This window comes from Cupriavidus sp. BIS7 (assembly GCF_000292345.1).
In the GTDB taxonomy this organism is placed as follows: Bacteria; Pseudomonadota; Gammaproteobacteria; order Burkholderiales; family Burkholderiaceae; genus Cupriavidus.
Window position 1 is genome coordinate 1 of sequence record NZ_ALOU01000090.1, and the last position, 25,975, is coordinate 25,975.

Below are 25,975 nucleotides of genomic sequence, written 5' to 3' on the forward strand. Positions count from 1 at the left end.
GTTCATTCCATCTCTCCCACGCGTGGGAGAGGGGAGCGAACCAGCCAGTGCTTCAAACGAAAAAGCCTCGCTTTCGCGAGGCTTTTTTCATTGCGTTGACCAGGAATCAGGCCAGCTTCTTCAGCAGATCGCGCAGCATGCCGATCATCTGGTCGATCTCTTCGCGCGTCACGTTCAGTGCCGGCATGAAGCGCAGCAGGTTGGGGCGCGGCGCGTTCAGCAGCAGGCCAGCCGGTCCCATTTCGCGCGCCTCTTCCACGATCTGCGGGCCGATGTCCTTGCCCAGCACCAGCGCGCGCAGCAGGCCTTCACCGCGTTCGCCACCCAGGCCGAACTCCTTCGTCAGCACCAGCAGTTGCTCGCGCAGGTATTCGCCCTTGGCCTTCACGTCGTCAAGGAAGCCCGGTGCGGTCAGTTGTTCGATGACCGAGCTGCCCACGGCCGTCATCAGCGGGTTGCCGTTGTACGTGCCGCCCTGGTCGCCGGCTTCGAAGCTGGCCGCTTCGGCCTTGCACAGCAGCGCGGACAGCGGCACGCCGCCGCCGATGCCCTTGCCCAGCGTCATGATGTCCGGCTCCACGCCCGACAGTTCGTACGCGAACAGCGTGCCGCAGCGGCCGCAGCCGGTCTGCACTTCATCCACGATGAACAGCAGCTTGTGCTTGTCGGCCAGCGCGCGCAGGCCCTGCATGAATTCGCGCGAGGCCGGGATCACGCCACCTTCGCCCTGCACGGGTTCCAGCATGATGCCCACGGTCTTGTCGGTGATCAGCTTTTCCACGGAGGCCAGGTCGTTCAGCTCGGCCTTCGGGAAGCCCGGCACCTGCGGCGCGAAGATCGTGTCCCAGCCGGCCTTGCCCGACGCGCTCATGGTCGCCAGCGTGCGGCCATGGAAGCTGTGGTCCATCGTGATGATCTCGTACGCGCCGTTCTTGTGCTTGCGGCCCCACTTGCGTGCCAGCTTGATCGCGCCTTCGTTGGCCTCGGCGCCGCTGTTGGCGAAGAAGACCTTGTCGAAGCAGCTATTGTCGGTGAGCTGACGGGCCAGCTTCAGCATCGGTTCGTTGTAGAACGCCGGGCTCGGGTTCAGCAGCTTGCGCGCCTGCTTTTCCAGCGCCGCGATCATGCCTTCGTTCGAATGGCCCAGTGCGTTCACCGCCCAGCCCTGCACGAAATCGAGATAGCGCTTGCCGTTATGGTCCGTCAGCCACGAGCCCTTGCCTTCGGTGAAGACCAGTTCGGGGCGGTTGGTGATGTACATCAGGGATTGGACGGGATACTCAGCAAATGCCATGGCGGACTCCTGGGGTCGGCATGAAACGGTAGACGGAGAAATGCAAAAAGCCACGGGGGTTGCCCGTGGCTTGTTGACCTGAACAGACTCTGTTGACGGTCAGCCGCGCGGCACCCCGAAAGGGAGCAACGTACGAGCGCGGCGTCGGATGAGTGCGGTGTTCATGGCGGCCAATATAAGACGCATGCGCCCGGGTGTCAAAGCGAAATTCGACGGGCCCGGGTGCCATTGTTGTGTCAGCGGAACGGCTGGCGGCAGACTGGGGGGCACCCTCAGGCCGCGCCGGCCGGGTGCATGTCGGCCTCGGACGTGAACGAATCGGCGAAGAACGCGTCCTCGTGCAGCTTGCACTGCGCCGTGAAATCGGTGCGCGCGGCGTTCACCATCACGGGCGCGCCGCAGGCGTAGACCTCATGGCCGGACAGGTCCGGATGGTCGGCCATCACGGCCTGGTGGACGAAGCCGGTGCGGCCGGTCCAGCCGTCTTCCGCCAGCGCATCGGACACCACCGGCACGTACTTGAAGTTCGGCAGGTCGCGCGCCCATTGCTCGCACAGCGTGTGCATGTACAGGTCGCGCGGACGGCGGCCGCCCCAGTACAGCGTCATCGGGCGCGTGATGCCGGTGTACGCGGCATGCTCGACGATGGCCTTGATCGGCGCGAAGCCGGTGCCGGAGGCCAGCAGGACGATCGGCTTGTCCGATTCCTCGCGCAGGAAGAAGCTGCCGAGCGGGCCTTCGAAGCGCAGGATGTCGCGTTCCTTCATGGCCGGGGCGCCTTCCTTGGCGCCGAACGCGTAGTCGGTGAACGCACCGCCGGGCATGTGGCGGATGTGCAGTTCGATCGGGCCTTCCTCGTGCGGCGGCGTGGCGATCGAGTAGCTGCGGCGCTTGCCGTCGCGCAGCAGGAATTCCACGTACTGGCCTGCCAGGTACTGCATGCGCTCGGTGGCGGGCAATTGCAGCTTGATGGCGATGACGTCGTCGGCCAGACGCTCGATCATGGCCACGCGGCACGGAATTTTCTTGATGGGAATGTCGCCGGCGCCATGCACCTCGCGGCATTCGATCGTGATGTCGGACGTGGCATTCGCGCAGCAGAACAGCGCGCGGCCTTCCGTCTTTTCCTGGGCCGTCAGGGCCGAGGCGGCGTGGTCGCCCTGGTTGATCGTGCCTTCGAGCACGCGTCCCTTGCAGGAGCCGCACGCACCGTTCTTGCAGCCGTAGGGCAGGCCGATGCTGTGGCGCAGGGCGGCGCCGAGGATGGTTTCGTCGGCGGCCACATCAAACTTGTGGCCGCTGGGCATTACGGTGACTTGATAAGCCATAATCGGATCTATGAGCCAAATTCTGTCGCCGCGAACGGCGTTGTCTTCCCCGCGGCGCGCACGGCGCCTGGGCCGTCCGCGCCTGCTAATCGTCGGCTGCGGCGATGTCGGCACGCGCGTCCTGCGCTTGCTGTCCGCGCGCATGCGCGTGTTCGCCGTTACATCGCAGCCAGCCCGCCGGGCCGAACTTCGCGCCGCCGGCGCGGTACCGCTGGTGGCCGATCTGGACCGGCCCGCCACACTGGCGCGCCTGTCCGGGCTGGCGGAGCGGGTGATCGATCTGGCGCCGCCTCCGGGGCAGGGTGAGGGCGATCCCCGCACGCATGCCTTGTTGGGCGCACTGCGTCGCACGGCCTGGCGTCGGGCACGCTTCACCCGTCTGCCCGCCGGTGCTGGCGAGGCCGCCATTCTACCCGAGCGGGGCTGGCACCGGGCGTTTCAGACGGCTCGGCGGCATCAGTCCGCAGGGGCGTTTGTCTATGCCAGTACCACTGGCGTCTATGGCGATCGCGGCGGCGCGCGCGTGCGGGAATTCGAAGCGGTCCGTCCGCAAACGGCGCGGGCCCGCCGCAGGGTCGTTGCGGAAGCGGCGATACGGCGTTTTGGCCGCGATGCGGGCTGGCGCGCCAGCATCGTGCGCATCCCCGGAATCTATGCCGAAGATCGCCTGCCGATTGCCCGGCTGCACAAGCGCACCCCGGCGCTGGCGCCGCAGGACGATGTCTACACGAGCCATATCCATGCCGACGACCTTGCGCGCACGATGATCGCGGCGTTGTGGCGCGGCCGCCCGCAGCGCGTGGTCCACGCCAGCGACGACACCGAACTGCGCATGGCCGATTATTTCGACCTCGTGGCGGACCGCAAGGGCCTGCCGCGCCCGCCACGCATTACGCGCCAGCAGGCTCGTGAAGTGATCGATCCGACGCTGCTGAGTTTCATGAGCGAATCGCGGCGAATCGACAACCGTCGGCTCAAGCGCGAACTGCGCCTGCGGCTGCGGTATCCCACAGTCGCATCGTTCTTCGACCGCTGACCCACGGTTGGCTCCGAGTGGCACACCAGCCTGTGTGTGCCTGTATGTGCTCTGGCTGTATATACAGCTATATGTACCCGTGATTTTCCACCTATGAAATGTGATCGATGACGGTGCGCTGCAACATGGCGATACACCGCTATCGCCGATGAATAGGCGGTTCCAGCGCTTCTGTCGGTACGCCGTCTCAGGTAAACCCCGGGTTTGACTTGTATATACAGCATTGCTAAATTGCCCGTCACGGCGGCAATGCAGCCAGCACCGCCCGATCCGGGAGACGGGTCCTGCCCCCACATTCGACCATTGCTGACTATTGGAGCCGACAGCATGAAGCTGCAACGCCACGCAGTCATCGCCATTCTTGCCATCGCAGCATCTGCCGCCGCTGCCACCGCACACGCAGAGAACACACCGGTCGCGCTCGGCATGAGCGGGTGGACCGGCTTTGCGCCGCTGACGCTGGCCGACAAGGCTGGCATCTTCAAGAAGCATGGCGTGGATGTGGACATCAAGATGATTCCGCAGAAGGACCGCCACCTGGCGCTGGCATCCGGCGCGATCCAGTGCGCGGCAACTACCGTGGAAACGCATGTGGCGTGGAATGCCAATGGCGTGCCGATCACGCAGATCGTGCAGCTCGACAAGTCCTACGGCGCCGACGGCCTGGCCGTGCGCGGTGACGTCAAGACGTTTGCCGACCTGAAGGGCAAGACGATCGGCGTGGACGCGCCGGGCACCGCGCCGTATTTCGGCCTGGCCTGGATGCTCAAGAAGAACGGCATGACGCTGAAGGACGTCAAGGTCACTACGCTGTCGCCGCAGGCGGCGGCGCAGGCGTTCGTCGCCGGCCAGAACGATGGCGCGATGACTTACGAGCCGTACCTGTCGACGGTGCGCGCCAATCCGGACAAGGGCAAGATCCTGGCCACCACGCTCGACTACCCGATGGTGACGGACACGCTCGGCTGCGCGCCGAAATGGCTCAAGGACAATCCGAAGGCTGCGCAGGCGCTGGTCGACAGCTACTTCGAAGCGCTCGAGATGATCCGCAAGGAGCCGGAGAAGGCCAACGAGATCATGGGCGCGGCGGTCAAACAGACCGGCGACCAGTTCGCAAAGTCATCGGCCTACCTGCGCTGGCAGGACAAGGATGCCAACCGCAAGTTCTTCGGCGGTGAGCTGGCCAGCTTCAGCAAGGAAGCGGCAGGCGTGCTGATGGATATCGGCGTGATCCGCCAGGTGCCGGATGTCACGGCGATCTATGACGCCCGCTACCTCAAGTAAGCCGGGGGCCGCAGCGATGTCGCAAGCTTCCACGCCAACCACCGCCGCCACCGGCGCGCCTGCGCCAATGGCGACGCAGGCCTCGCCTGCCCGGCGCGCCCGCCATCCGTGGATGTCGCCGCTGGTGCCGGTGTCGGCGCGCGCGCGCTGGCTGCTCGGCCTGTCGTTTTTCGTCGTGTTCTTCGCGGTGTGGGCCGTCGCCACGCTGGGCGGCTTTGTGTCGCGCACGTTCCTGGCCGATCCGCTGACCATGGCGCATGAAGGGTGGGTGCTGTTCACGCAGTACGGCTTCATCGGCGACATCGGCATGACGGTGTGGCGCGTGTTGGGCGGCTTTGTGCTGGCTGCGGTGCTGGCCGTGCCGCTCGGCATCTTCATGGGCGCGTACAAGGCGGCCGAGGCATTTTTCGAGCCGTTCGTCTCGTTCTGCCGCTACCTGCCGGCCTCGGCGTTCATCCCGTTGCTGATCCTGTGGGCCGGCATTGGCGAGACGCAAAAGCTGCTGGTGATCTTTATCGGCTCGTTCTTCCAGATCGTGCTGATGGTGGCCGTGACCGTTGGCGGTGCGCGCAAGGATCTGGTGGAAGCGGCCTATACGCTGGGCGCCATGCCGCGTGGCATCGTGCGGCGCGTGCTGATTCCCGGCGCGGCACCGGAGATTGCCGAAACGCTGCGCCTGGTGCTTGGCTGGGCCTGGACGTATGTGATCGTGGCCGAGCTGATCGGCTCGTCGTCAGGCATCGGCCACATGATCACCGACAGCCAGGCGCTGTTGAATACCGGCCAGATCATCTTCGGCATCATCGTCATCGGCTGCATCGGGCTGGTGTCGGACCTTGTCTTCAAGGTGGCCAACCAGCGTCTGTTCCCGTGGAGTTCGATCAAATGAGCGCGCTGTCGATCCAGCAGGTTTCCCGCACGTTCGAGAACCCGCGCGGCGGCTCCACGCAGGCGCTGCTGCCCGTGGATTTCGACGTGCGCGACAACGATTTCGTGACGATCCTTGGGCCGTCTGGCTGCGGCAAATCTACGCTACTGCGCATCGTAGCCGGGCTCGATTCGCCCAGCGGCGGCCGCGTGCTGCTCGATGGCCAGCCGGTGGCGGGCCCCGGCGCGGATCGCGGCATGGTGTTCCAGTCGTACACGCTGTTCCCGTGGCTGACGATCGAGCAGAACGTGCGCTTCGGCTTGCGCGAGCGCGGCATGAGCGTGGCCGAGCAGAAGGAGCGCAGCGATTTCTTTATCGCGCGCGTAGGCCTGCGCGGCTTCGAGCATCACTATCCGAAGCAGCTTTCGGGCGGCATGCAGCAGCGCACCGCGATTGCGCGCGCGCTGGCCAACGACCCGAAGATCCTGCTGCTCGACGAGCCGTTCGGCGCGCTCGACAACCAGACGCGCGTGCTGATGCAGGAGCTGCTGCTGGGCATCTGGGAGTCCGCGCGCAAGACGGTACTATTCGTCACGCACGATATCGACGAGGCCATCTTCATGGCCAACCGTGTCGCGGTTTTTTCCGCGCGGCCGGGTCGGATCAAGAGCGAGATCGCGGTGGACTTCCCCCATCCGCGCCATTACACGATCAAGACTTCGCCCGAGTTTTCCGCGCTGAAGGCGCGACTGACCGAGGAGATTCGCGCCGAGGCGATGGCCGCGGCCGAGCATTGACATCATGAACCAGTCCGCCAGTCAGGCAACCTCATCCAATGTTGCCGCACCTGCCGCGCTGTACCGGCAGGTCAAGGAGTACATCGCGCGCCAGATCCAGAGTGGTGCGTGGCAACCCGGTGACCGCGTACCGTCCGAGCAGGAGCTTGTGAACCGCTTCTCGGTATCGCGCATGACGGTCAATCGCGCGCTGCGCGAGCTGTCGGAGCAGGGCAGGGTGGTGCGCGTGGCCGGCGTGGGCACGTTCGTGGCCGAGCACAAGCCGCAGTCGACGCTGCTTTCGGTGGTCAACCTGCAGGACGAGATCCGCATGCGCGGGCATGACTACGCGTGCGACGTGATCCTGGTGGAGCGCGTCGCGGCGCCAATCGAGGTGGCCGCGGCGCTGGAGCTGCATACGGGCGAGTCCGTCTACCACTCGGTCTGCGTCCATCGCGAGGACGGCGTGCCCGTGCAGCTCGAGGACCGCTACGTGAATCCGCGCGTGGCGCCCGATTTCATCAACCAGGATTTCAGCCACACGCAGCCCGGCGAATACCTGTTGCGCAACGTGCCATACGACCAGGTGGAGCATGTGGTCGATGCGATCTCCGCGACGCCCGACCAGGCTGCGCAGCTTGAGATGGCACCGACGCAACCGTGCCTGCTGCTGACGCGGCGCACCTGGACCGGCGGCGTGCCGGTGACGTTTGTGCGCTGCCTGCATCCGGGCAACCGCTATCGCCTGGGCAGCCGCTTCCGCGCCGACGGCAATCCCGCGTTCGGCTGATTTCATCGCCCGAGGCCAGCCAGGCTGGCCATCGGGCTTATTTTTGGACTAACCTGTATAGACAGGCCCATACAAGGCCGCCATACAAGGTCCATCACCAGGTCTTTACCGAAGACCGCAGTGCAATCCAATCAAAGATCGCAAGCAGAGAATGACGATGACCCAAGACTCCCGACCGCTCCTGACGCTGAACCCCGGCCACGTTTCGCTGGACGACCTGCGACGTATCCATCGTGGTGAAGTGCGCCTGGCGATGGCCGAGTCGGCCTGGGCCGGCGTGCGTGCCGCGCAGGCCACCGTGCAGGACATCATCGACGCAGATGCCGTGGTCTATGGCATCAACACCGGCTTCGGCAAGCTCGCCCAGTCGCGCATCGCGCACGACAAGCTGGCCCAACTGCAACGCAACCTCGTGCTGTCGCACAGCGTGGGCACGGGCCCGGACCTGGCCGTCGACACCGTGCGGCTGATCCTGGCGATCAAGGCCGTCAGCCTGGCGCGCGGACATTCGGGCGTGCGCCCTGAATTGATCGAGGCGCTGCTCGCGCTGGCCAACCACGGCGTGACGCCGTGCATCCCGGCCAAGGGCTCGGTCGGTGCCTCGGGCGACCTGGCGCCGCTCGCGCACATGTCGTGCACGCTGATTGGCGTGGGCGATGTGTATGTCGATGGCAAGCGCGTGCCGGCAGCGCAGGGGCTGGCCCATGCCGGGCTCGATGCGTTCACGCTGGGACCGAAGGAAGGGCTGGCGCTGCTCAACGGCACGCAGGTGTCCACCGCGCTGGCGCTGGCCGGGCTGTTTGCCGCAGAGGACGCATTTGCGGCCGGACTGGTGGCCGGCGCGCTGTCGCTGGAGGCCATCAAGGGATCGGTCAAACCGTTTGACGCACGCATCCACGAAGCGCGCGGCCAGGCCGGGCAGATCTCGGTGGCCGGTGCCGTGCGCTCGATGCTGGACGGCAGCCAAATTGTTGATTCGCACAAGATGTGCGGCCGCGTGCAGGACCCGTATTCGATCCGCTGCCAGCCGCAGGTGATGGGCGCCTGCCTGGACAACCTGACCCATGCCGCCCGCATCCTGCGCATCGAGGCCAATGCCGCATCGGACAACCCGCTGGTGTTCTCCGAACAGGGCGATGTGGTGTCCGGCGGCAACTTCCACGCCGAGCCGGTGGCATTTGCGGCCGACATCATCGCGCTGGCCATCGCCGAGATTGGCGCGATCTCCGAACGCCGCCTCGCGCTGCTGCTCGATACGGGCCTGTCGGGCCTGCCGCCGTTCCTTGTGCGCGATGGCGGCCTGAACTCGGGCTTCATGATCGCGCAGGTCACGGCCGCGGCGCTGGCGTCCGAGAACAAGTCGCTGGCCCACCCGTCGAGCGTGGACAGCCTGCCGACCTCGGCCAACCAGGAGGACCATGTGTCGATGGCCACCTACGGCGCGCGCCGCCTTGGCGAGATGGCAGCCAATACCGCCGTCGTCGTTGGCATCGAGGCGATGGCCGCAGCGCAGGGCATCGAATTCCATCGGCCGCTGAAGTCGTCGCCGCTGGTGGAGCAGGAACTGGCGCGGATTCGTGCGCGCGTGGCGTTTGTCGAATCGGACCGCTACCTGGCGCCCGATATCGAAGCCATGAAGCAGTGGGTGATCCAGGGCGATGCGGGCGCGGGTTGGCCTGAGGCCGTGAGGGGGATCTTGCCGACGAATGTCGGAGCTTGATGCGCTGGCCCTCTCCCCCTACCCCTCTCCCACACACGTGGGAGAGGGGATGTGGTCTCCCCTCTCCCGCAAGGCGGGAGAGGGGCCGGGGGAGAGGGCAGGCCTTTCCGCATCCGATCAGCTTTCAAACATACGAGACAAACCATGAACGCGAACGAACACCAATTCACCGAGACCGCGCGCGGCCCGCGCGAAATCCGGGCGCCGCATGGCAGCCAGCTTCACTGCAAGAACTGGCTGATCGAAGCCGCCTACCGCATGATCCAGAACAACCTCGACCCCGACGTGGCAGAGCGCCCGCAGGATCTGGTGGTCTATGGCGGCATCGGCAAGGCAGCGCGCAACTGGGAGTGTTTCGACGCGATTCTTGACTGCCTGCGCCGTCTGGGCGAAGACGAGTCGCTGCTCGTGCAGTCGGGCAAGCCGGTGGGCGTGTTCCGCACCCATGCCGATGCGCCGCGTGTGCTGATCGCCAACTCGAACCTCGTGCCGCACTGGGCCACGTGGGACAAGTTCAACGAACTCGATCGCGCCGGCCTGATGATGTACGGCCAGATGACAGCGGGCTCGTGGATCTACATCGGCACGCAAGGCATCGTGCAGGGCACATTCGAAACGTTCGCGGAAGCGGGCAACCAGCACTACAACGGTGACCTGACCGGCAAGTGGATCCTGACCGCCGGCCTGGGTGGCATGGGCGGCGCGCAGCCGCTGGCCGGCGTGCTGGCTGGTGCCTGCGTGCTGGCGATCGAATGCCAGGAATCGCGCATCGATTTCCGCATCCGCACGCGCTACCTCGACAAGAAGGCCACCACGCTCGACGACGCGCTGGCGATGATCGCCGATGCCACAAAGAGCGGCCAGGCGATCTCGGTGGGCCTGCTCGGTAACGCGGCCGAAATCGTTCCCGAACTGGTGCGCCGTGCGCAGGCTGGCGGCATGCGTCCGGACATCGTCACCGACCAGACCTCGGCCCACGACCTCGTCAACGGCTACCTGCCCGAAGGCTGGACAGTGGCGCAATGGGAAGACCTGCGCCAGCGCGACCCCAAGGCCGTGGAAGCGGCGGCGCGCACGTCGATCGTCAAGCATGTGGAAGCGATGCTCGCGTTCCAGAAGATGGGCGTGCCCACGCTCGACTACGGCAACAACATCCGCCAGGTGGCGTTCGACGAAGGCGTGAAGAACGCGTTCGACTTCCCCGGCTTTGTGCCGGCCTATATCCGCCCGCTGTTCTGCCGTGGCAAGGGGCCGTTCCGCTGGGTGGCGCTGTCCGGTGACCCCGAGGACATCTACAAGACCGATGCCAAGATGAAGGAGCTGTTCCCCGAGGATCGCCACCTGCACCGCTGGCTCGACATGGCGCGCGACCGCATCGCGTTCCAGGGCCTGCCTGCGCGCATCTGCTGGGTGGGCCTGGACGAGCGCCATCGCGCCGGCCTGGCCTTCAACGAGATGGTCAGGAACGGTGAGTTGAAGGCGCCGGTCGTGATTGGCCGTGATCACCTTGACTGCGGCTCGGTGGCGTCGCCGAACCGTGAGACCGAGGCGATGCGCGACGGCTCCGACGCGGTCTCCGACTGGCCGCTGCTCAACGCGCTGCTGAACACCGCAGGCGGTGCCACGTGGGTCAGCCTGCATCACGGCGGCGGCGTTGGCATGGGCTTCTCGCAGCATGCTGGCGTGGTGATCGTCTGCGACGGCACGGACGCCGCGGCAAAGCGCATCGAGCGCGTGCTCTGGAACGACCCGGCCACCGGCGTGATGCGTCATGCCGATGCCGGTTATGACATCGCCATCGAATGCGCGAAGGAAAAGGGCCTGAACCTGCCGATGGTGAACCGCTGATGACGCCGACGACATTCACGATCGACACCATCACGCCCACGCCTTGGAAGAACGGCGGCGGCAGCACGCGCGAGATCGCCGTGTGGCCGCAGGGCGCGGGCATGGATGCGTTCGACTGGCGCATCAGCGTGGCCGATATCGCCGCCGACGGGCCGTTCTCGGCTTTCTCGGGCATTGATCGTCAGATCGTGCTGATCGACGGGGCAGGCGTGCATCTGCAGGCCCACGACGATTCGTTCTGCCACAAGCTCAAGCACGTCGGCGAGCCGTTTGCATTTCCCGGGGATACCGCCGTGCACGCAACGCTGGTAGATGGCCCGACGCGCGACTTCAACGTGATGACGCGCCGTGGCGTCTGCCGTGCCGAGGTGCGGCTGATGCGCCAGCCGTTCACGGTGGACCCTGCCGATGCCACGGTGCTGGTACTCGTGCTGCGTGGCTCGTGGGACGCCGGCGAGGGCCAACAGATGGCGGCCGGAGATGGAATGCTGATGGCTGCCGGGGCACCGGCGGTCACGCTGGTTCACAAGGATATTGCCGCGCTGTGCCTGCGCGTGACGTTGCATAAGGAGTTGGTCAAATGAAGTTGTTCGATGCGCCGTCCGCTGACGGCGTCTGGCATCGTTGCCACCTGCTGCCGGAAGCCGATCCGGCCCGAGAGATTCGCGATGCCGCAGTCGTCGTGGAGCACGGCCGCATCGCGTGGCTTGGCGCTGAATCGGCGCTGCCTGCGGCCTATCGCTCGCTGCCTCACCATGACGCCGATGGCGCGTGGATCACGCCTGGCCTCGTCGATTGCCACACCCATCTGGTCTACGGTGGTCAGCGTGCCGACGAGTTTGCGATGCGTCTGTCCGGGGCCGGCTACGAGGAGATCGCGCGGGCGGGCGGCGGCATCGTATCCACCGTACGTGCCACGCGCGAGGCCGACGAAGCCACGCTGTTCGCGCAGGCTGCGGCGCGGCTGGAGCCGCTGCTGGCCGAAGGCGTGACGGCGATCGAGATCAAGTCGGGCTACGGCCTGACGCTCGAGGCGGAGCGCAAGCAATTGCGCGTGGCCCGTCAGTTGGGCAAAGCGTATGGCGTCTCCGTCCACACGACATTCCTTGGCGCTCACGCGTTGCCGCCCGAGTACGCAGGGCGTGCCGACGACTATATCGACCTGGTCTGCAACACGATGCTGCCCGCGCTGGCAGCCGAGAAGCTCGTCGACGCCGTCGATGCGTTCTGCGAAGGCATCGGCTTTTCGATTGCGCAGACCACGCGCGTGTTTGAAGCAGCCACGCGGCACGGCCTGCCGGTCAAGCTCCACGCCGAGCAACTGAGCAACCTTGGTGGCGCCGCGTTGGCCGCCCGTTACAAGGGGCTGTCCGCCGACCACCTCGAACATCTCGACGAAGCGGGCGTGGCCGCAATGGCCGAAGCCGGCACGGTGGCGGTGCTGCTGCCCGGCGCCTATTATTTCCTGCGAGATACCAATCTTCCCCCGCTGGCACTGCTGCGCCAGTATGGCGTGCCGATGGCGATCTCCACCGATCACAATCCGGGTACTTCTCCCACCACTTCGCTGCTGCTGATGATGAACATGGGCTGCACGTTGTTCCGCATGACGGTGCCCGAGGTGCTGGCAGGCGTGACCACGCATGCGGCGCGCGCGCTTGGCGCGGCAGACAGGCATGGGTTGCTGGCCGTGGGCCGCGCCGCCGACTTCGCGCTCTGGCAAGTTGCTTCGTCGGCCGAGCTGGCCTACTGGTTTGGCCGCAATCCTTGCGCAGCCGTGGTGCGGCAGGGGCGTGTGTTCCGCAACGGAGATCGCCGATGAACATGCCGACGACCCTGCACGCGACCGAAGCATTGCTGCCAGATGGCTGGGCACGCGATGTACGGCTGCAATGGGATGCCCATGGCGTGCTGACCTCGGTGACGCCGGACGCTGCCGCCATGCCAGGCGAAGCACGTGCGGCTGGTCCGGTCCTGCCCGGCATGCCCAACCTCCATTCGCATGCATTCCAGCGCGGCTTTGCGGGGCTGACCGAGTACCGCAGCGTGGCGCTTCCCGATGACCCGGCGGGCGGCGATTCGTTCTGGAGCTGGCGCACGCTGATGTACCGCTTCGCGCTGCGCCTTTCGCCCGATGCGCTGGAGGCCATCGCCACGCAGCTTTACATCGAGATGCTGCGCGCGGGCTATACGAGCGTGTGCGAGTTTCACTACGTGCACCACGACATGGACGGCAAGGCGTACGCCGATCCTGCCGAGATGTCGCTGCGACTGCTGCGCGCGGCGCAGACGGCCGGCATCGGCATGACGCTGCTGCCGGTGCTGTACCAGACCGCCGGCTTCGGTGGAAAGCCCGCGCAGCATGACCAGCGGCGCTTTCTCAACGATACCGACGCGATGCTGGCGTTGCTGCAGAAGCTGGCGCCCCATTGCAAGGCCTATGGTGCGCGGCTCGGCCTTGCGCCGCATTCGCTGCGCGCCGTGCCGCCGCAAAGCCTGGCGCATGCGCTGGACGGCCTGCACGCGATGGACGCAACGGCGCCCGTGCATATCCATATCGCGGAGCAGCAGAAGGAAGTCGACGAATGCCTTGCGACGACCGGTGTGCGCCCGGTGCAATGGCTGCTCGATCATGCGCAGGTGGACCAGCGCTGGTGCCTGGTGCACGCCACGCATATGGATTGGGACGAGCGCCGGCGCCTGGCCGAAAGCGGCGCGGTGGCGGGCATCTGCCCGACGACCGAGGCCAATCTTGGCGATGGCGTGTTCGATGCTGCGCCGTACCTGGCGCAGAACGGCGCATGGGGCATTGGCTCGGACAGCCATGCCAGCGTCAGCGTTGCCGAGGAACTGCGCCTGTTCGAATATGGGCAGCGCCTGGCGATGCAGCGCCGCAACGTGCTGGCTTCCGAGCGGCACCCGCAGGTGGCCGACCGGCTCTGGCTGGACGCGGTGGCAGGTGGAGCACGTGCTGCGGCGCGGCAGGTGGGCGGGCTGGCCGTGGGGCAACGTGCCGATTTCGTGGTGCTGGATGGCGATCACCCAACGCTGGCCGGACTCGATGGCCCGCGCGCGCTGGCCTCGCACGTGTTTGCCAGCCACGGACATGAGACACTAGCGGAAGTCCGCACGGGCGGCACAAGCCGCGTGCAGCATGGCGTGCATCCGCAGCAGGCGGAAGCCGGCCGGCTGTTCGCAGAAGCGCGTGCACGCCTGCTGGCCGATTGAATGTCAATTGACAACCATGGAGCCCGGACTGGATCCCAGAAAGCCCCCGAGACAAAGATGTCCTTCACCACCGATCTCCCTGCCTTCACCCTGCATCGCGGCACGCGTCCGTTGCTGATCTCGATGCCGCACGTTGGCACCTACCTGCCCGCGCAACTGGCCGAACGCCTCACGCCCGAAGCGCGCACCGTGCCAGACACCGACTGGCACATGGACCGCCTGTACGAATGCGCACGCGAACTGGGCGCGTCGATCCTCATGGCAACGCACTCGCGCTACGTGATCGACCTGAACCGGCCGCCCGATAACGCGAACCTGTACCCGGGCCAGGACACCACCGGCCTGTGTCCCGTGGATACGTTCGACAAGACGCCGATCTACGCCGACGGCACCAATGGCCCGGACGACGCGGAGATTGCGCTGCGCCGTGGCGCGGTCTGGCATCCGTACCACAATGCGCTGCAGGAAGAACTGGCACGCCTGCGCGCCGAGCACGGCACGATCGCGCTGTGGGATGCGCACTCGATCCGCTCGATGCTGCCGCGCTTCTTCGAAGGCAAGCTGACGGACTTCAACCTGGGGACGGCCGATGGCAAGAGCTGCGACGCGGGGTTAGCCGCGGAGTTGTTTGCGATTGCCGATGCGGTGCCGCATCACACTGCCGCGCTCAATGGCCGCTTCAAGGGCGGCTACATCACGCGCCAGTACGGCAACCCGGCCGCAGGCGTGCACGCGATCCAGCTTGAGCAGACGCAGTCGTCCTACATGGAAGAGGTCTATCCGTTCGCATATGCCGAAGCGAAGGCCGCCGCGATCCAGCCCGCCATCCGCCAGATGCTGGAAACGATGCTGGCGTTCGTAGAAGCGCGTTGAACCACCGCATGTTGTCTCCCCTCTCCCGCAAGCGGGAGAGGGGCGGGGGAGAGGGCCAGCGGTTCAAACGGCGGCCAGTCGCAATCTGAACCTCAACACCCTCTCCCCCAACCCCTCTCCCACTCCCACGCTGTGGGAGTGGGGAGCAGGACAAAGCCTTCCTACTTCTTCGTCACGTTCCTGTTGGCCTTGCTGCCCGTGGCCTCGTTGTAGCGGTCCACGTACTCCTCGAACAGCTTGCGGATCGACTTGCCGATCTTCGCGTAGTCCGATTCATTGAGGTTGGCCAGCGAGACGCGGCCCGACGGGTGGCGCGTGCCGAAGCCGCGGCCCGGCAGCAACACCACGCTTGCCTCCTCGGCCAGTCGGAACAGCAGTTCGGCCGGCTCGGCCGTTTCCAGCACCCATTTCACGAAGTCCGGGCCCACGGCCTTGCCGCCCAGCTGTTCGATATCGAGCAGCGTGTAGTAGTCCACCACGTTCGGATCGTCCTCGTTCTCCGGTGCAATGCCGATCTCGCGGAACAGTGCCGCCTTGCGGCTGCGGATCAGCCGCTTCATGGCCTGCTTGTACGCGTCGGGCGTGTCCATCAGCGAGAACAGCGAGAACAGCACCATCTGCACCTGCTGCGGCGTGGACAGGCCGGCGGTATGGTTCAGCGCCACGGTGCGGCTGTCGGCCACGATGCGGTCGATGAACGGCAGCGTGTCCGGCGTGGTCGTGATCGAGCTGTAGCGCTTGTGCAGTTGCTGGCGCTGCGCGTCGGGCAATGCTGACAGCTTCTGGTCGAAGATGTTGTCGCGGTGCGTGGCGATGACGCCGAGCCGCCAGCCCGTGGCGCCAAAGTACTTCGAGAACGAGTAGACCAGGATCGTGTTGCGCGGGCACAGCGCGAACAGCGAGACGAAGTCATCGGCGAAGGTGCCGTAGACGTCGTCGGTCAGGATGATCAGGTCCGGGCGTTCCTCGACGATCGACGCCAGGTATTCCAGGCTTTCGTCGCTCATCCGGACCGACGGCGGATTGCTCGGGTTGACCAGGAAGAAGGCCTTGACGCTCGGGTCGCGCAGCTTGTCGAGTTCCTTCTTCGAATACTGCCAGCGCGATTCCGGGTCCGCGTCGATCGATACCTCGACCAGCTGGTAGTCGTTGAGTTCGGGGATCTCGATGTACGGCGTGAAGATCGGCATGCCCAGCGCGATCTTGTCGCCGGCCTTGAGCAGATGGTTCTCGCGCATCGAGTTGAACAGGTACGTCATCGCCGCCGTGCCGCCTTCCACGGCAAAAAGGTCGAATTCGCCGATGAACGGATGCTTGCCGATCATCTCCTTGCGGATGTACTGGCCGACGATCTTCTCCGACAGCTTGAGCATCCGGTCCGGCACGGGATAGTTGCAGGCCAGGATGCCTTCGCACATCTCGTAGAGGAAATCGCCGGCGCTCAGGCCGAGCTGGTCACGCACGTAGGCGACGGCGCCAGCCAGGAATTTCACGCCCGGTACATCCTCGAACTCGCGTGCGAACAGGTGGAAGCGTTCCTCGATGCCCTCGCGGCGCGGAAAGCCACCAACGCCTTCCGGCATGTACGAGAACGAGCGCTCCGATTCACGCATCGCGAACAGGCCGAGTTGCCAGAAGCCATGGCGCGGCACGGTGGCGAGGAAGTTGGGGTTGCCGCGCCCGGCATTGAGCATCAGGCGGTTGGCGTTGCTGCTGGCGAGCTTGATCAGCTCGTCCTTGAGTTCGAACGGCGAAAGGCTGGAAAGCGTGGACAGATCCGGTTTGCTCATTGCGTTTGCTCCTTGTGGGAATCCGATATGCGAGTGGATGGAGCCGCCCGACGGGATCGGGCAGCTCGAAGGGTTCGATGCGGGGTGTCAGACCAGGCCGACCACGAGGGGCCCGAGCAGCGTCAGCAGCACGTTGGCCAGTGCATAGGTGATGGCGAACGGCACGGTGGGCACCGGGCTTTCCGCCTTGTCCAGGATGCCGCCGAACGCCGGGTTGGCGCTGCGCGATCCAGCCAGCGCACCGGCCAGAACAGCGGCGTTGTCGTACTTGAGCACGTAGCGGCCGAAGAACATCGTCAGGAACAGCGGCAGCAGCGTTACCACCGCGCCGAGGATGAAGATCGTCAGGCCGCTGTCGCGCAGCGTGCTCACCGCCTGCAGGCCGGAGTTCAGGCCGACGATGGCGACGAATGCCGCAAGCCCGAAATCCTTCAGCAACTGGCAGGCCGCAGTGGGCATTGCACCGTACATCTGATGCTTGGATCGCGCCCAGCCGAATACCAGACCCGACAGCAGCGCGCCGCCGCCGGCACCGAGCGTCAGCGGAATCGATCCGACGCGCACCACCAGCAGGCCAATCAGCAGGCCCACCAGCACGCCCGTGCCGAAGTAGACGAAGTCGGTCTTCTCGCTCGGTACGAGTTCATAGCCGGCACGCTGCGCCGCGCGCTTGGTGTCCGCGGGGGTGCCATAGAAAGTGATGATGTCGCCGTGCTGCAGCTTGAGGTCGGGCAGGATCGGCAGTGCGTGGTCGTAGCGTTCGATGCGCTCCAGGTACACGCCGTGACGCATCTCGCGGCTCACGTTGGCGACGATCTCGGAGAGCGGCTTGTTGTTCATGCCCTTGCGCGTGAACACTGCGCGGCGCGTCTGCATCACCATGCCCATGCCTTCGGCATCGGCGACTTCATCCCCGATGACCAGGGCCGTCGGCACCATTGCATCGCGGCGGCCGACGAGCAGCACGATGTCGCCTTCCCGCAGCACCACGTCCTGCGAGACTTCGATCTGCTTGCCGCCGCGCTGGATCTTCTCGACCGTGACCAGGTCCTCGCCGCCCGTCTCGATCTGGGACACGCTCTTGCCCGCCGCGCCCGTGACGCGGAACAGGCGCCCGACCAGCCGTGGCAGTGCGCCGGCCTGGCCCGGACCAAACTGCGGCAGGCCGCCGTGCATCGCCGCTTCAACTTTCTTCGCGTCGGTCTTCAGGTCCGCACGCATGAAGCGCGGCAGGATGTTCACGCAGACGATGATCGCGCCCAGCGAGCCGAACACGTAGGTCACGGCATAGCCAATGGCCACGTTGGCCTGCAGCGTCTTGACCTGATCGGCCGGCAGACCGAGCTTGGTGATCGCGTCGCCAGCGGTACCGATGATGGCCGACTGCGTCATCCCGCCGGCGGCGAGACCGGCGGCCAGGCCCTTGTCGAGATGAAACAGCTTGGCCAATACCACCACCGTGACAAGCCCGGCCACCGCCATGAACACCGCCATCGCAATCTCGCGCAGTGAGTTGCGGTTCAACGAGTTGAAGAACTGCGGGCCGCTCTCATAGCCAACGGCGTAGATGAAGACCGCGAACATCACAGCCTTCAAGCCGTTGTCGATCTCCACGCCAACCTGGCTGATGACCACGGCGGCCAGCAGTGACCCGGCCACGCCGCCGAGCTGGAACTTGCCGAACGTGATCTTGCCGATCGCATAGCCGATGGCCAGCGATAGGAACAACGCCGATTCTGGTGACTTGTGGAAGATGGTGTGCAGCCAATCCATGAAACCTCCTGAAATGCGAAACGCGGGTTTTGTTGAGCGTGTGGCAGGCGCTTCCAACGCCCTGACACGCGGGGTGCGCTATCTGGGCGCGGTGGCCAGGGCGCTGGCCATTGCAACGGCGATGGGTCCGAGCAATGGCAGAAGAACGTTGGAGATGGCGTAGGTGATCGTGTAGCCGATCACCGGGGTGCTGTTGCCGGCGGCGTTGGTCAGCGCCATGATGGTTGGCGTGCTGCAGTGCTGGCCGGCCACGGCGCCCAGCAGGATGGGCATGTCGAGCTTGAGCAGCCGGTGCCCGATAAAGAGCGAGATGGCCGCAGGCACTACGGAAATCATCACGCCGGCCACCGGCAGGATCAGGCCGTATTGCTTGACCAGCTTCACCGCGTCCGGGCCGGCGGAAAGCCCCACGGCGGCGATGAACGTTGCCAGTCCGAAGTCCTTGAGAATCTCTGCCGCCGGGGCCGGGAGCGATCCCATCACCGGAAGCCGTGCGCGCAGCCAGCCAAACGCCAGCCCCGAAACCAGGCAGCCGCCGCCGACGCCAAGCGTCAGATCGGCATGGCCAACCTTCACGCTCAGCGAACCGATCAGCATGCCCAGCAGGACGCCAATACCGAGGAACACGAAATCGGTGCGAGTCGTGGGGATCACCGGGTAGCCGAGTTCCGGCACCGCCCGCTCGATGGCCTCTTCGGGGCCGGAGAGCGTCAGCACGTCACCGCGCCTGAGCACGGTTTCGGGTAATACCGGCATGCGATGCTGCATGCGTGCAATGCGCGACACAAAGACGCCACGGCCCGCGCCAACGTCAACGGACTCGCGTACGCGCGCCAGCGAAAGGCCGGCCACTTCGCGCCGCGTCAGCAGCACCGCCTGTTCGACCTGGACCACGGCATCCATGCCGGGCTGGTCCGGCATCTCGGGGCCCACCGCCTGTGCAAACGGGACCATCGCGTCGCGGCGGCCCACGGCCAGCACCAGGTCACCCGCGCGCAGCATCTCGTCCGGCGTGGGTTTGAATGTCTTGCCGTCGCGCGTGATGCGCCGGATCGTGACGCCCAGCGTCACCTTCTTCTCGGCATCGATCACACGCATGTCCGCCACGCCCTCCACGCCCTCCACGCGCAACACACGTGCCACCAGCAGCGGCAGTGCGGCGCTCTGGCTGTCGTCCATGTCATCGCGCCCGCCAAGCTTCTGCCACAGGCGCGCGGCCGATTCACGCAGGTTTTCGCGCAGCAGCAATGGCGCAAGCTGGCTCGTGAACAGCACGATCGCGATCAGGCCGAACAGGTAGGTCACGCTGTACGCGGTGACGATATTGGTCTGCAGCGTCTGCACGGCTTCGGCGGTGACGCCATCCAGCCGCGCAATGGCCTCAGAGGCGGTGCCGATTACGGCTGACTCCGTCGCGGCGCCTGCCAGCAGGCCCGATGCCGTTCCGGGGTCCAGATGCAGCAGCGGCACGGCGAGAGCCAGCAGGCCCAGCAGCACGAATACCTCGACCAGGGACAGAAGCCCGATGCGCCATTCGCGTGCAACATTGGCAAAGAACTGCGGGCCGCCGGTAAAGCCGAGCGCAAAGATGAACAGCGCGAATGCAACGTTCTTCACATCGGCTTCCAGCCGCACGCCGCTCTGGCCGATGACCAGCGCAACGATCAGCGTGCCGCAGATGCCGCCAAGCCGGAACGGGCCAATCCGGATCGCCCCGACCGCATGGCCAAGCGCCAACGCCAGGAACAGCGCAATTTCCGGTTGTCCGGCAAGGAAGGCGGATATGGATTCCATGATGCGGCTTTCGCCTCCATAGGGCTCATGGCAAGCCATGCGGCAGTCCGCAGGCGAGAAGCATTATCGGTGTGGGAAACTTGTGCCGGAATTGAAACGTTTCGAATGCGTGTTAAACGCATTCAAAGATTCTGCGATGTCGGCGGAGGAGGGGAGTGGGTGTGGTCCCCACCCCGCGTGGAGTGCGGGAGTGGGGCCGAAGCGATGGTTGCGACGGTATCGCCAGCGATGCTGGCGGGGGAGGGCGGGAGAGGGCGAACTCCCGCGTTGCCAGCGGCTTTACTTGCCGCTATTGATCCGGTCCTGGATATGCTGCGCCCGCGCCGCGGAACCCGGGTGCGAACTCAGCATGCTCGACTGGCCGCCGTCCAGCTTCGCGAGTTTCTGGAACGCCGTGACCAGTGCCTGCCGGTTGGCGCCGTTTCGCGTGAGCAGGTCGAACGAATAGTCGTCGGCCTGGCTTTCCTGCCGCTGCGAGAACTGCGCATTGACGAACTGCTCGCCAAGCGCACCCAATTGCGACGATGACAGCGCCGTCAGCGTGGTGCTGCTGGTCGAACCCAGCAGGCCACGCGCGGCGGAGGTGCTGTAGGCCACCTGCATCGCGGCCTTGGTGTGACCCAGCGCCACGTGGCCGATTTCGTGCCCGAGCACACCGCGCACTTCGTCGTCGCTCATCATGTCCATCAGCCCGCTATAGACCCGTACGCAGCCGTTGGCCATCGCCCACGCGTTGACGTCCTTCGTCATGTAGACCTTCGCGTCGAGCGGCAACCCGGTGTTCTGCAGGCCGCTCATGATCTTGACGAGCCGCTTTGCGTAGACGCTGTCCGGCGTGGCCAGCGTGTTCTGCTTGTCCATCTCGGCGCAGGACTGGTCGGATAGTTGCTTGACGTTGGCATCGTTGAGCGTTGCAGCCGAAAACAGGTTGCCACCGGCCTGCGTCAGGCTGTCCATGTTGGCGCCGGCGCAGCCGGCCAGCAGCGCCGCGCAGCCAATGGCGGCGGCGGTAGTGGTAAATCGATTCATGGTTGTTCCCTGGTTTGCTGTTGTTGACGTCCTCTGCACGGGCTGACGTTCAGCATGCGTGCCCGATGTTGCAGCGGTAGAAGCATAAGCAACTGGTGGGGCATTGCGCCAGCGGTGAGTGTCTGACAGGCTCCTGCTGCATCATGCAGTGGCCAGCAGAATCAGAGTTGTCTTATGGCCTTGATGACGTGATGGGCGCCAAATCACGTCATGTCACGCAAATCCCGTATCCCCCAGCTTGCCGGCACCGGCCTGCACGCGCTCGACACCTTGCCGGTGGCGGACGATAGCGGCTCTCTTGCCGCGCGCTCGGCGCTGGCCGGGCGGCTCAGTACATTGATCGATGAACAGACTCGCGACAATCGCGACGATAGGCCGGCGGCAATGCCCGCTGTCGTGCCCCGCACGCTCACGCTGATTCGCCGGTACCGGCTGCGCCGGCTGTCACTCGACCACCTGATCCGTGCGCTAGTGGCGTTGGATCAGCACGTGGAGATCGTGGTGCGCGCGAAGGGGGACGAGGATGAAGGAGGAATCGTGACGCGCATCAACTAATGTATGTAAAGCGTCGTGCGCCGCACTATTCGGAGGATGTCGACGTCTATGTTGTCGTCATATTGATTGGCACCCACAGGCGCGAGTTGGCAGCCGACGCACAGCCGGCTGCCATGCTTTTTCATGCTGTGGGAGTTACTGCGCTGGTTGCTGCGCTACCTGTGAGGCAAAGTTATCGATCGTAAACTTCACAAGGTCCTCGCCGGCCTTGGTAATCGCCTCCTCGAAATCGCCGCCGAAAAAGCCACTGCCAATCCGGCCCTCGATTTCAGTCTTTGCGAGTTCGGCGTCGGATGCGTCGAGGTAGCGGACCATGATAACCAGCGATCCTTCCCCGGCATTGCCGATGCCGCCCCAGAACCAGCGCTGGAACTGGCTTCCCGGGTTGTCGGAAATGATCGTGTAACTGATCCGCAAGTCGTTCCCGCGCAGGAACTTGCCATTCTCATAGAGCCCTTTCTCGACCACAGACCGGAATTTCTCGGTGACCTGTGCCGGCACTTTCACTGTCGCGGGAGCCTCGACTAGCTCCACCCGCTGAAAATGGTTGGGCTGCTTGACTGGCTCGAGAACCAGTGTCCTGGCCGTGCCGCATCCCCCAAGGACCACCACAATCCCGACGAGCAACATGCGCTTCATGGCCAGCACCTCCTCGAGGAAACCCCCTCACGATGCTGTGAGCGACGGTCGGGCGGTCACCCATAGGTAGCACGGGCAGGTGGATTGGTATGTACGCTGGCGCATATTGCGGTGTGGGTCTCGGTTGAAGTGGAGAACCGCCCGTAGTTCACCACCTGCGCGCGATTCGCTCCAGGATCAGAGTCAGTCAGGACAGGCGGCGTTTTCTCTTGCGTGTCATGCATCTGCGAAAAATGTCGTGACGTCATCCACGCAGCGCTCAAAGCCAGGGCCAATGCCAGGAGCGCCAGCCCTAAAGCCCTTCGGCGCCAATTTGTCTTGTTGAGTCCGACGATAGCCGCACTGAAGCAGAGCACACCTGCAATCCCGCCACCAGCCACAAGCCCGCCGACAAAGGCAAAGCAGTCTTCGCCGCATCTCGGGACCCCTCGTGCGACGATGAGGCCACCCACGCAACCCACTATGGCGCCAATCAAGCCTATCGCTACTGACACGAGCACCTTCCTCATGCGATGTCCCAGAACAGGATCTTCTTGGCCTCACCCAAGTCCGAGTACCAGAAGGCATCGATACCGATCGTGAAACGGAGGAAGTTGTTGATGCGACCCTGCAGTGAAGCTGCGGTTAGACTCTGGCCATTCCAAAGATCGATATGGTCTCCGGTCGGGCTCCTTTCTCCCTCCCGCTCCCAGTAGTCTTTAAAGAAGATCAGGCCTGTTCTGTTCTTGACCTTCGAAGCCCAATCCTTGCCAGTGACATCCGTTGGCCTTGGGCATCCAGCGAAAGGACGGAGTTGCAGCCAATTGGCGACCTCTTCGGCGCGTAACATATGGGCGCGCGGATGATCTTTGAACCAGCAGCGGGCACCCCTAAAAGAACTGTTGGTGATGCCGACGTTGGCGAGGCAGGTTCCCAATCGGATTGCACACTCATCGGTAAATGCCGCCTTGCCTGTCGCGGGGTCTTTGCAAATTGCAGTTTCTTGCGGATAGGCCGACCACATTTCCGCAAAAGTCACTACCTTCAACGAAATCTTTGCCTTGGAGCCAGGGGTTGCGTTGGTAGAAACCTGCTTCTTCCTATTAGGCATTCTCACCTCCTGGCTGCTTGGCCAGGGCCTCATCCCCCCAATAGATCGTGAGTGAACCTGCAGAGATCGTGGTAATGCGCGGCAACTCGCCTTGCTCGTCTGTGTATCCGAACAGACCCCGCCCATCAGATGTCTCAACAAAATATGGGTAGCCTGCGACTGGCCCGCTCGGCGCCATTGCGACCGGCATTTCGTCGTAGGTCTCTTGCCTGCGCGCGAGGCCGGAGGCAGCGACCACTTCGCCGCTGTCCTCGCCCATGTCTTCATACCAGGTCTCACCCGCCAAGGTAGCCACGATGCGAGGCGGCGTCGCGCACCGGCACATGACGATATCGCCATCCAATGCGATCTCGCCCATGAACAGCATCCTCCGCGGGCCGCCCGCCTTGGCGATAGCCCCGATGCTCTTGCAGGCTTCGCAGTAGGCTTCGCCGCCGATCAATGCCGGCTGATGGCCATGAAAGAATGCCGGACGGCCAGAATAGCCAGCAATCTTGCCGCCGCCAGGCCAGAGATTGTCCCCTACTACCGCAATCCTGCGCCTCATAGCTGGGCCTCCGCAGGCGCTGTACGCGTTCGCTTGCTCTCCATCGGATAACACCTTGTAGTTGTTCAAGGCGTTTATTAGCGCGCAATGCGAAGTGGCGGGAAATCGGAAAACTGCGAATCTGAGATGAAGGGTTCTGCTATCTGTGCTGCACAGTACTTATCTCTAGCTGCTCGGTGGTGTCGGAGAGGCCAGTTGAAGCCAGTCACTCCGCCCTCGCAAAGCCCAACCCCCTTGGTCATCTCACGCAGTACCCGCAGGCTCGAAATGTTGCACGACGGCACGAACCCGGTCCGGTCTGCCGAATTGGCACGCGGGATCGCCGAGCTTCTCCTGCGATTGAAGCCGGGTAGCTGGACGGACTGCTGTGTACGGGACGTACTGGGGAATTCGATGGTGCCCGGGGTCGGACTTTCGAACTCAGGACGCTAGCCGGAAAGCCTTACTGGGCTTGGCCGTGCGCTGTGGGGTGACGAAAAGTTACCACAGAGGTTACCACGAACTATGGGCTGCCTCCGGGCGATGCGTACAGGGGAGGTGAGTGATTTGCTCACCCTTTGTAGGGCGTAGGCATCGGGGGACGTAGGGCCGCTCCACCGGGAACCGAACCGGGACGCCAACGTGCTGGCCCCGCCCCAGGGGAAACCGCCTCAGAGAAGGGTGTTTACATCCACTGTGTAGCCTGCGGCTTTCAACTCACGGGCTAGCTCGAACTTCCAGTGACCCGCATCATCGAGCTTTACGTATCCGATGCTGAGAATGTCGGAGGGAATCTCAACGTTGTCCTTGTAAAGTGCACATACCCTTGACCGTTTCAGCAAGCCAGCAAAGTACCCAAGCTCAAGGATGACGTTTTGCCGCGCACGCGGTTTAAGTTCTTCCTCTGTCTTCGCCTTGCCAACGTCATCGCCAGTCATGAGGACCACCGCGAAGCCCGCCTGACTTGCCGTGTCCTCAAGCTTCTCAAAGATGGTTCTTCCTTGATTCGCTTGCTCGTGGAGAATCACGGGGTTCAAACCAAGTGTCTGGAGAACGCGGGCGACAGATTGTTTGGCCGCCTCATCATGCCCATGCACGATGAAGACGTTCTTCATGTCAGGCACAGCGCGCCTTGTGTCAGTATCCCGAGCCGATTCCGAAACATCACTAGGAAACAACTCCAGCCGCTCCTTTATTGAGCCGAGCCGGTCAACTGCGGTCTTGATGTCCCTACGCAAATCGTTGACCAATTCTCCCAACGTTGCATCGATTGAAACCCCGCTAATGCCCCAAAATGAGAACTCTTCAGAGAGTTCATTGGTTGTGGCGATGGTTTTCAGTAGGTCCGTACAGTAGGAAGACCACGAGTAATAACGCCGCTGAAGGTCTTCGTAGGTGTCCTGATTTGCCACCTGCTCTTTCAGAAGGGCTTCCCCCTTGGCTATCTGCGCATCAACAAGGGAGCGCGCCTCAGTAAGGGTCTTCTTTAGTCGCAGTTCTGCGCGCGGTTCCGGACTACGGGCTTTGCGAATCGCCATTAACTTTGTCTCTAATGTGACTGGTATGGGGCCTGATGATACTTGATGTTTCAGAGGCAAAACTGACTGAACCAGTTGATGGACTGCGGCCTCAAATATCCGGGGAAAATTTACGAGAGGGTATCTGATAAGACCTCAGCGCCAGTTTCCCCCGTGCCCCTGCAACGGCTCAGCCCAGTGTGGTGGTCTAATTTCC

General features: G+C 64.3%; 22 protein-coding genes. 12 read left to right on the forward strand and 10 right to left on the reverse strand.

What is annotated here, in order from left to right:
* Positions 1-106 precede the first annotated feature (106 nt).
* Together B552_RS0124905 and B552_RS0124910 are read right to left on the reverse strand one after the other, a co-directional pair.
* Positions 107-1,294 (reverse strand): acetylornithine transaminase, encoded by a 1,188-nt coding sequence (locus B552_RS0124905; RefSeq protein WP_019451780.1) that lies wholly within the window; start codon positions 1,292-1,294, stop codon positions 107-109.
* A gap of 272 nt (positions 1,295-1,566) precedes the next feature.
* On the reverse strand, positions 1,567-2,622 hold the full coding sequence (locus tag B552_RS0124910) for a CDP-6-deoxy-delta-3,4-glucoseen reductase (protein ID WP_019451781.1): 1,056 nt from the start codon (positions 2,620-2,622) through the stop codon (positions 1,567-1,569).
* Between the two features lie 10 nt (positions 2,623-2,632).
* Here B552_RS0124910 and B552_RS0124915 point away from each other — a divergent pair, with 10 nt between their 5' ends.
* From B552_RS0124915 to hutG, 11 genes are all read left to right on the forward strand, one after another.
* Positions 2,633-3,658 (forward strand): NAD-dependent epimerase/dehydratase family protein, encoded by a 1,026-nt coding sequence (locus B552_RS0124915; protein WP_019451782.1) that lies wholly within the window; start codon positions 2,633-2,635, stop codon positions 3,656-3,658.
* 327 nt (positions 3,659-3,985) lie between these two features.
* Positions 3,986-4,942 carry an ABC transporter substrate-binding protein gene (locus tag B552_RS0124920; RefSeq protein ID WP_019451783.1) on the forward strand — a complete coding sequence of 319 codons (957 nt, stop codon included), beginning with the start codon at positions 3,986-3,988 and terminating at the stop codon, positions 4,940-4,942.
* Positions 4,943-4,958: 16 nt separating this feature from the next.
* Positions 4,959-5,831: an ABC transporter permease gene (locus B552_RS0124925; RefSeq protein ID WP_019451784.1), complete on the forward strand. Its 873-nt coding sequence runs from the start codon at positions 4,959-4,961 to the stop codon at positions 5,829-5,831.
* Positions 5,828-6,607, forward strand: a complete 780-nt coding sequence (locus B552_RS0124930; RefSeq protein ID WP_019451785.1) for an ABC transporter ATP-binding protein — start codon at positions 5,828-5,830, stop codon at positions 6,605-6,607. The genes B552_RS0124925 and B552_RS0124930 overlap by 4 nt, the downstream gene beginning before the upstream one ends.
* Before the next feature lie 4 nt (positions 6,608-6,611).
* The gene (gene hutC, locus B552_RS0124935) at positions 6,612-7,376 is read left to right on the forward strand and encodes a histidine utilization repressor (protein ID WP_019451786.1); all 765 of its coding nucleotides are present in this window, start codon (positions 6,612-6,614) and stop codon (positions 7,374-7,376) included.
* Between the two features lie 151 nt (positions 7,377-7,527).
* Positions 7,528-9,096 carry a histidine ammonia-lyase gene (gene hutH / locus B552_RS0124940; RefSeq protein ID WP_019451787.1) on the forward strand — a complete coding sequence of 523 codons (1,569 nt, stop codon included), beginning with the start codon at positions 7,528-7,530 and terminating at the stop codon, positions 9,094-9,096.
* A gap of 144 nt (positions 9,097-9,240) precedes the next feature.
* Positions 9,241-10,944: a urocanate hydratase gene (gene hutU, locus B552_RS0124945; RefSeq protein ID WP_019451788.1), complete on the forward strand. Its 1,704-nt coding sequence runs from the start codon at positions 9,241-9,243 to the stop codon at positions 10,942-10,944.
* Positions 10,944-11,528, forward strand: coding sequence for a HutD family protein (locus B552_RS0124950; RefSeq protein ID WP_019451789.1), 585 nt, complete (start codon positions 10,944-10,946; stop codon positions 11,526-11,528). The genes hutU and B552_RS0124950 overlap by 1 nt, the downstream gene beginning before the upstream one ends.
* The gene (gene hutI / locus B552_RS0124955) at positions 11,525-12,766 is read left to right on the forward strand and encodes an imidazolonepropionase (protein ID WP_019451790.1); all 1,242 of its coding nucleotides are present in this window, start codon (positions 11,525-11,527) and stop codon (positions 12,764-12,766) included. The genes B552_RS0124950 and hutI overlap by 4 nt, the downstream gene beginning before the upstream one ends.
* Positions 12,763-14,172, forward strand: coding sequence for a formimidoylglutamate deiminase (locus B552_RS0124960; protein WP_019451791.1), 1,410 nt, complete (start codon positions 12,763-12,765; stop codon positions 14,170-14,172). Before hutI ends, B552_RS0124960 begins: the two co-directional genes overlap by 4 nt.
* 57 nt (positions 14,173-14,229) lie before the next feature.
* Positions 14,230-15,045, forward strand: a complete 816-nt coding sequence (hutG, locus tag B552_RS0124965) for an N-formylglutamate deformylase (protein WP_019451792.1) — start codon at positions 14,230-14,232, stop codon at positions 15,043-15,045.
* Between the two features lie 161 nt (positions 15,046-15,206).
* Here the strand turns inward: hutG and B552_RS0124970 are convergent, their stop codons facing one another.
* From B552_RS0124970 to B552_RS0124985, 4 genes are all read right to left on the reverse strand, one after another.
* Entirely contained in the window at positions 15,207-16,835 is a 1,629-nt protein-coding gene (locus B552_RS0124970; RefSeq protein ID WP_019451793.1) for a bifunctional aspartate transaminase/aspartate 4-decarboxylase, read from the reverse strand.
* A gap of 87 nt (positions 16,836-16,922) precedes the next feature.
* A complete protein-coding gene (gene aspT / locus B552_RS0124975; RefSeq protein ID WP_019451794.1) occupies positions 16,923-18,608 on the reverse strand; it encodes an aspartate-alanine antiporter in 1,686 nt (561 codons plus the stop codon).
* A 78-nt stretch (positions 18,609-18,686) separates the two neighbouring features.
* Positions 18,687-20,402 (reverse strand): aspartate-alanine antiporter, encoded by a 1,716-nt coding sequence (aspT, locus tag B552_RS0124980; RefSeq protein ID WP_019451795.1) that lies wholly within the window; start codon positions 20,400-20,402, stop codon positions 18,687-18,689.
* Positions 20,403-20,681: 279 nt separating this feature from the next.
* Positions 20,682-21,431 (reverse strand): M48 family metallopeptidase, encoded by a 750-nt coding sequence (locus B552_RS0124985; protein WP_019451796.1) that lies wholly within the window; start codon positions 21,429-21,431, stop codon positions 20,682-20,684.
* Between the two features lie 210 nt (positions 21,432-21,641).
* Between B552_RS0124985 and B552_RS27890 the strand changes: the two genes are divergently transcribed.
* On the forward strand, positions 21,642-21,986 hold the full coding sequence (locus B552_RS27890; protein ID WP_019451797.1) for an XRE family transcriptional regulator: 345 nt from the start codon (positions 21,642-21,644) through the stop codon (positions 21,984-21,986).
* A gap of 135 nt (positions 21,987-22,121) precedes the next feature.
* On the opposite strand, the gene B552_RS0124995 is transcribed toward B552_RS27890, so the two are convergent.
* The 4 genes from B552_RS0124995 to B552_RS29305 form a co-directional block, all read right to left on the reverse strand.
* The gene (locus B552_RS0124995; RefSeq protein WP_019451798.1) at positions 22,122-22,625 is read right to left on the reverse strand and encodes a hypothetical protein; all 504 of its coding nucleotides are present in this window, start codon (positions 22,623-22,625) and stop codon (positions 22,122-22,124) included.
* A gap of 505 nt (positions 22,626-23,130) precedes the next feature.
* Positions 23,131-23,715, reverse strand: a complete 585-nt coding sequence (locus B552_RS0125000; protein ID WP_019451799.1) for a T6SS effector amidase Tae4 family protein — start codon at positions 23,713-23,715, stop codon at positions 23,131-23,133.
* Entirely contained in the window at positions 23,708-24,331 is a 624-nt protein-coding gene (locus B552_RS0125005; protein WP_348600514.1) for a PAAR domain-containing protein, read from the reverse strand. Before B552_RS0125005 ends, B552_RS0125000 begins: the two co-directional genes overlap by 8 nt.
* 581 nt (positions 24,332-24,912) lie before the next feature.
* Positions 24,913-25,779 (reverse strand): nucleotide-binding protein, encoded by an 867-nt coding sequence (locus tag B552_RS29305; RefSeq protein WP_019451801.1) that lies wholly within the window; start codon positions 25,777-25,779, stop codon positions 24,913-24,915.
* Between the last annotated feature and the right edge of the window lie 196 nt (positions 25,780-25,975).

What these genes read in the sequence shown, in the direction of transcription:
- B552_RS0124905 (WP_019451780.1), bottom strand. Translation starts at nt 1,294, where the DNA reads ATGGCATTTGCTGAGTATCCCGTCCAATCCCTGATGTACATCACCAAC.
- B552_RS0124910 (WP_019451781.1), bottom strand. Translation starts at nt 2,622, where the DNA reads ATGGCTTATCAAGTCACCGTAATGCCCAGCGGCCACAAGTTTGATGTG.
- B552_RS0124915 (WP_019451782.1), top strand. Translation starts at nt 2,633, where the DNA reads ATGAGCCAAATTCTGTCGCCGCGAACGGCGTTGTCTTCCCCGCGGCGC.
- B552_RS0124920 (WP_019451783.1), top strand. Translation starts at nt 3,986, where the DNA reads ATGAAGCTGCAACGCCACGCAGTCATCGCCATTCTTGCCATCGCAGCA.
- B552_RS0124925 (WP_019451784.1), top strand. Translation starts at nt 4,959, where the DNA reads ATGTCGCAAGCTTCCACGCCAACCACCGCCGCCACCGGCGCGCCTGCG.
- B552_RS0124930 (WP_019451785.1), top strand. Translation starts at nt 5,828, where the DNA reads ATGAGCGCGCTGTCGATCCAGCAGGTTTCCCGCACGTTCGAGAACCCG.
- hutC (WP_019451786.1), top strand. Translation starts at nt 6,612, where the DNA reads ATGAACCAGTCCGCCAGTCAGGCAACCTCATCCAATGTTGCCGCACCT.
- hutH (WP_019451787.1), top strand. Translation starts at nt 7,528, where the DNA reads ATGACGATGACCCAAGACTCCCGACCGCTCCTGACGCTGAACCCCGGC.
- hutU (WP_019451788.1), top strand. Translation starts at nt 9,241, where the DNA reads ATGAACGCGAACGAACACCAATTCACCGAGACCGCGCGCGGCCCGCGC.
- B552_RS0124950 (WP_019451789.1), top strand. Translation starts at nt 10,944, where the DNA reads ATGACGCCGACGACATTCACGATCGACACCATCACGCCCACGCCTTGG.
- hutI (WP_019451790.1), top strand. Translation starts at nt 11,525, where the DNA reads ATGAAGTTGTTCGATGCGCCGTCCGCTGACGGCGTCTGGCATCGTTGC.
- B552_RS0124960 (WP_019451791.1), top strand. Translation starts at nt 12,763, where the DNA reads ATGAACATGCCGACGACCCTGCACGCGACCGAAGCATTGCTGCCAGAT.
- hutG (WP_019451792.1), top strand. Translation starts at nt 14,230, where the DNA reads ATGTCCTTCACCACCGATCTCCCTGCCTTCACCCTGCATCGCGGCACG.
- B552_RS0124970 (WP_019451793.1), bottom strand. Translation starts at nt 16,835, where the DNA reads ATGAGCAAACCGGATCTGTCCACGCTTTCCAGCCTTTCGCCGTTCGAA.
- aspT (WP_019451794.1), bottom strand. Translation starts at nt 18,608, where the DNA reads ATGGATTGGCTGCACACCATCTTCCACAAGTCACCAGAATCGGCGTTG.
- aspT (WP_019451795.1), bottom strand. Translation starts at nt 20,402, where the DNA reads ATGGAATCCATATCCGCCTTCCTTGCCGGACAACCGGAAATTGCGCTG.
- B552_RS0124985 (WP_019451796.1), bottom strand. Translation starts at nt 21,431, where the DNA reads ATGAATCGATTTACCACTACCGCCGCCGCCATTGGCTGCGCGGCGCTG.
- B552_RS27890 (WP_019451797.1), top strand. Translation starts at nt 21,642, where the DNA reads ATGTCACGCAAATCCCGTATCCCCCAGCTTGCCGGCACCGGCCTGCAC.
- B552_RS0124995 (WP_019451798.1), bottom strand. Translation starts at nt 22,625, where the DNA reads ATGAAGCGCATGTTGCTCGTCGGGATTGTGGTGGTCCTTGGGGGATGC.
- B552_RS0125000 (WP_019451799.1), bottom strand. Translation starts at nt 23,715, where the DNA reads ATGCCTAATAGGAAGAAGCAGGTTTCTACCAACGCAACCCCTGGCTCC.
- B552_RS29305 (WP_019451801.1), bottom strand. Translation starts at nt 25,779, where the DNA reads ATGGCGATTCGCAAAGCCCGTAGTCCGGAACCGCGCGCAGAACTGCGA.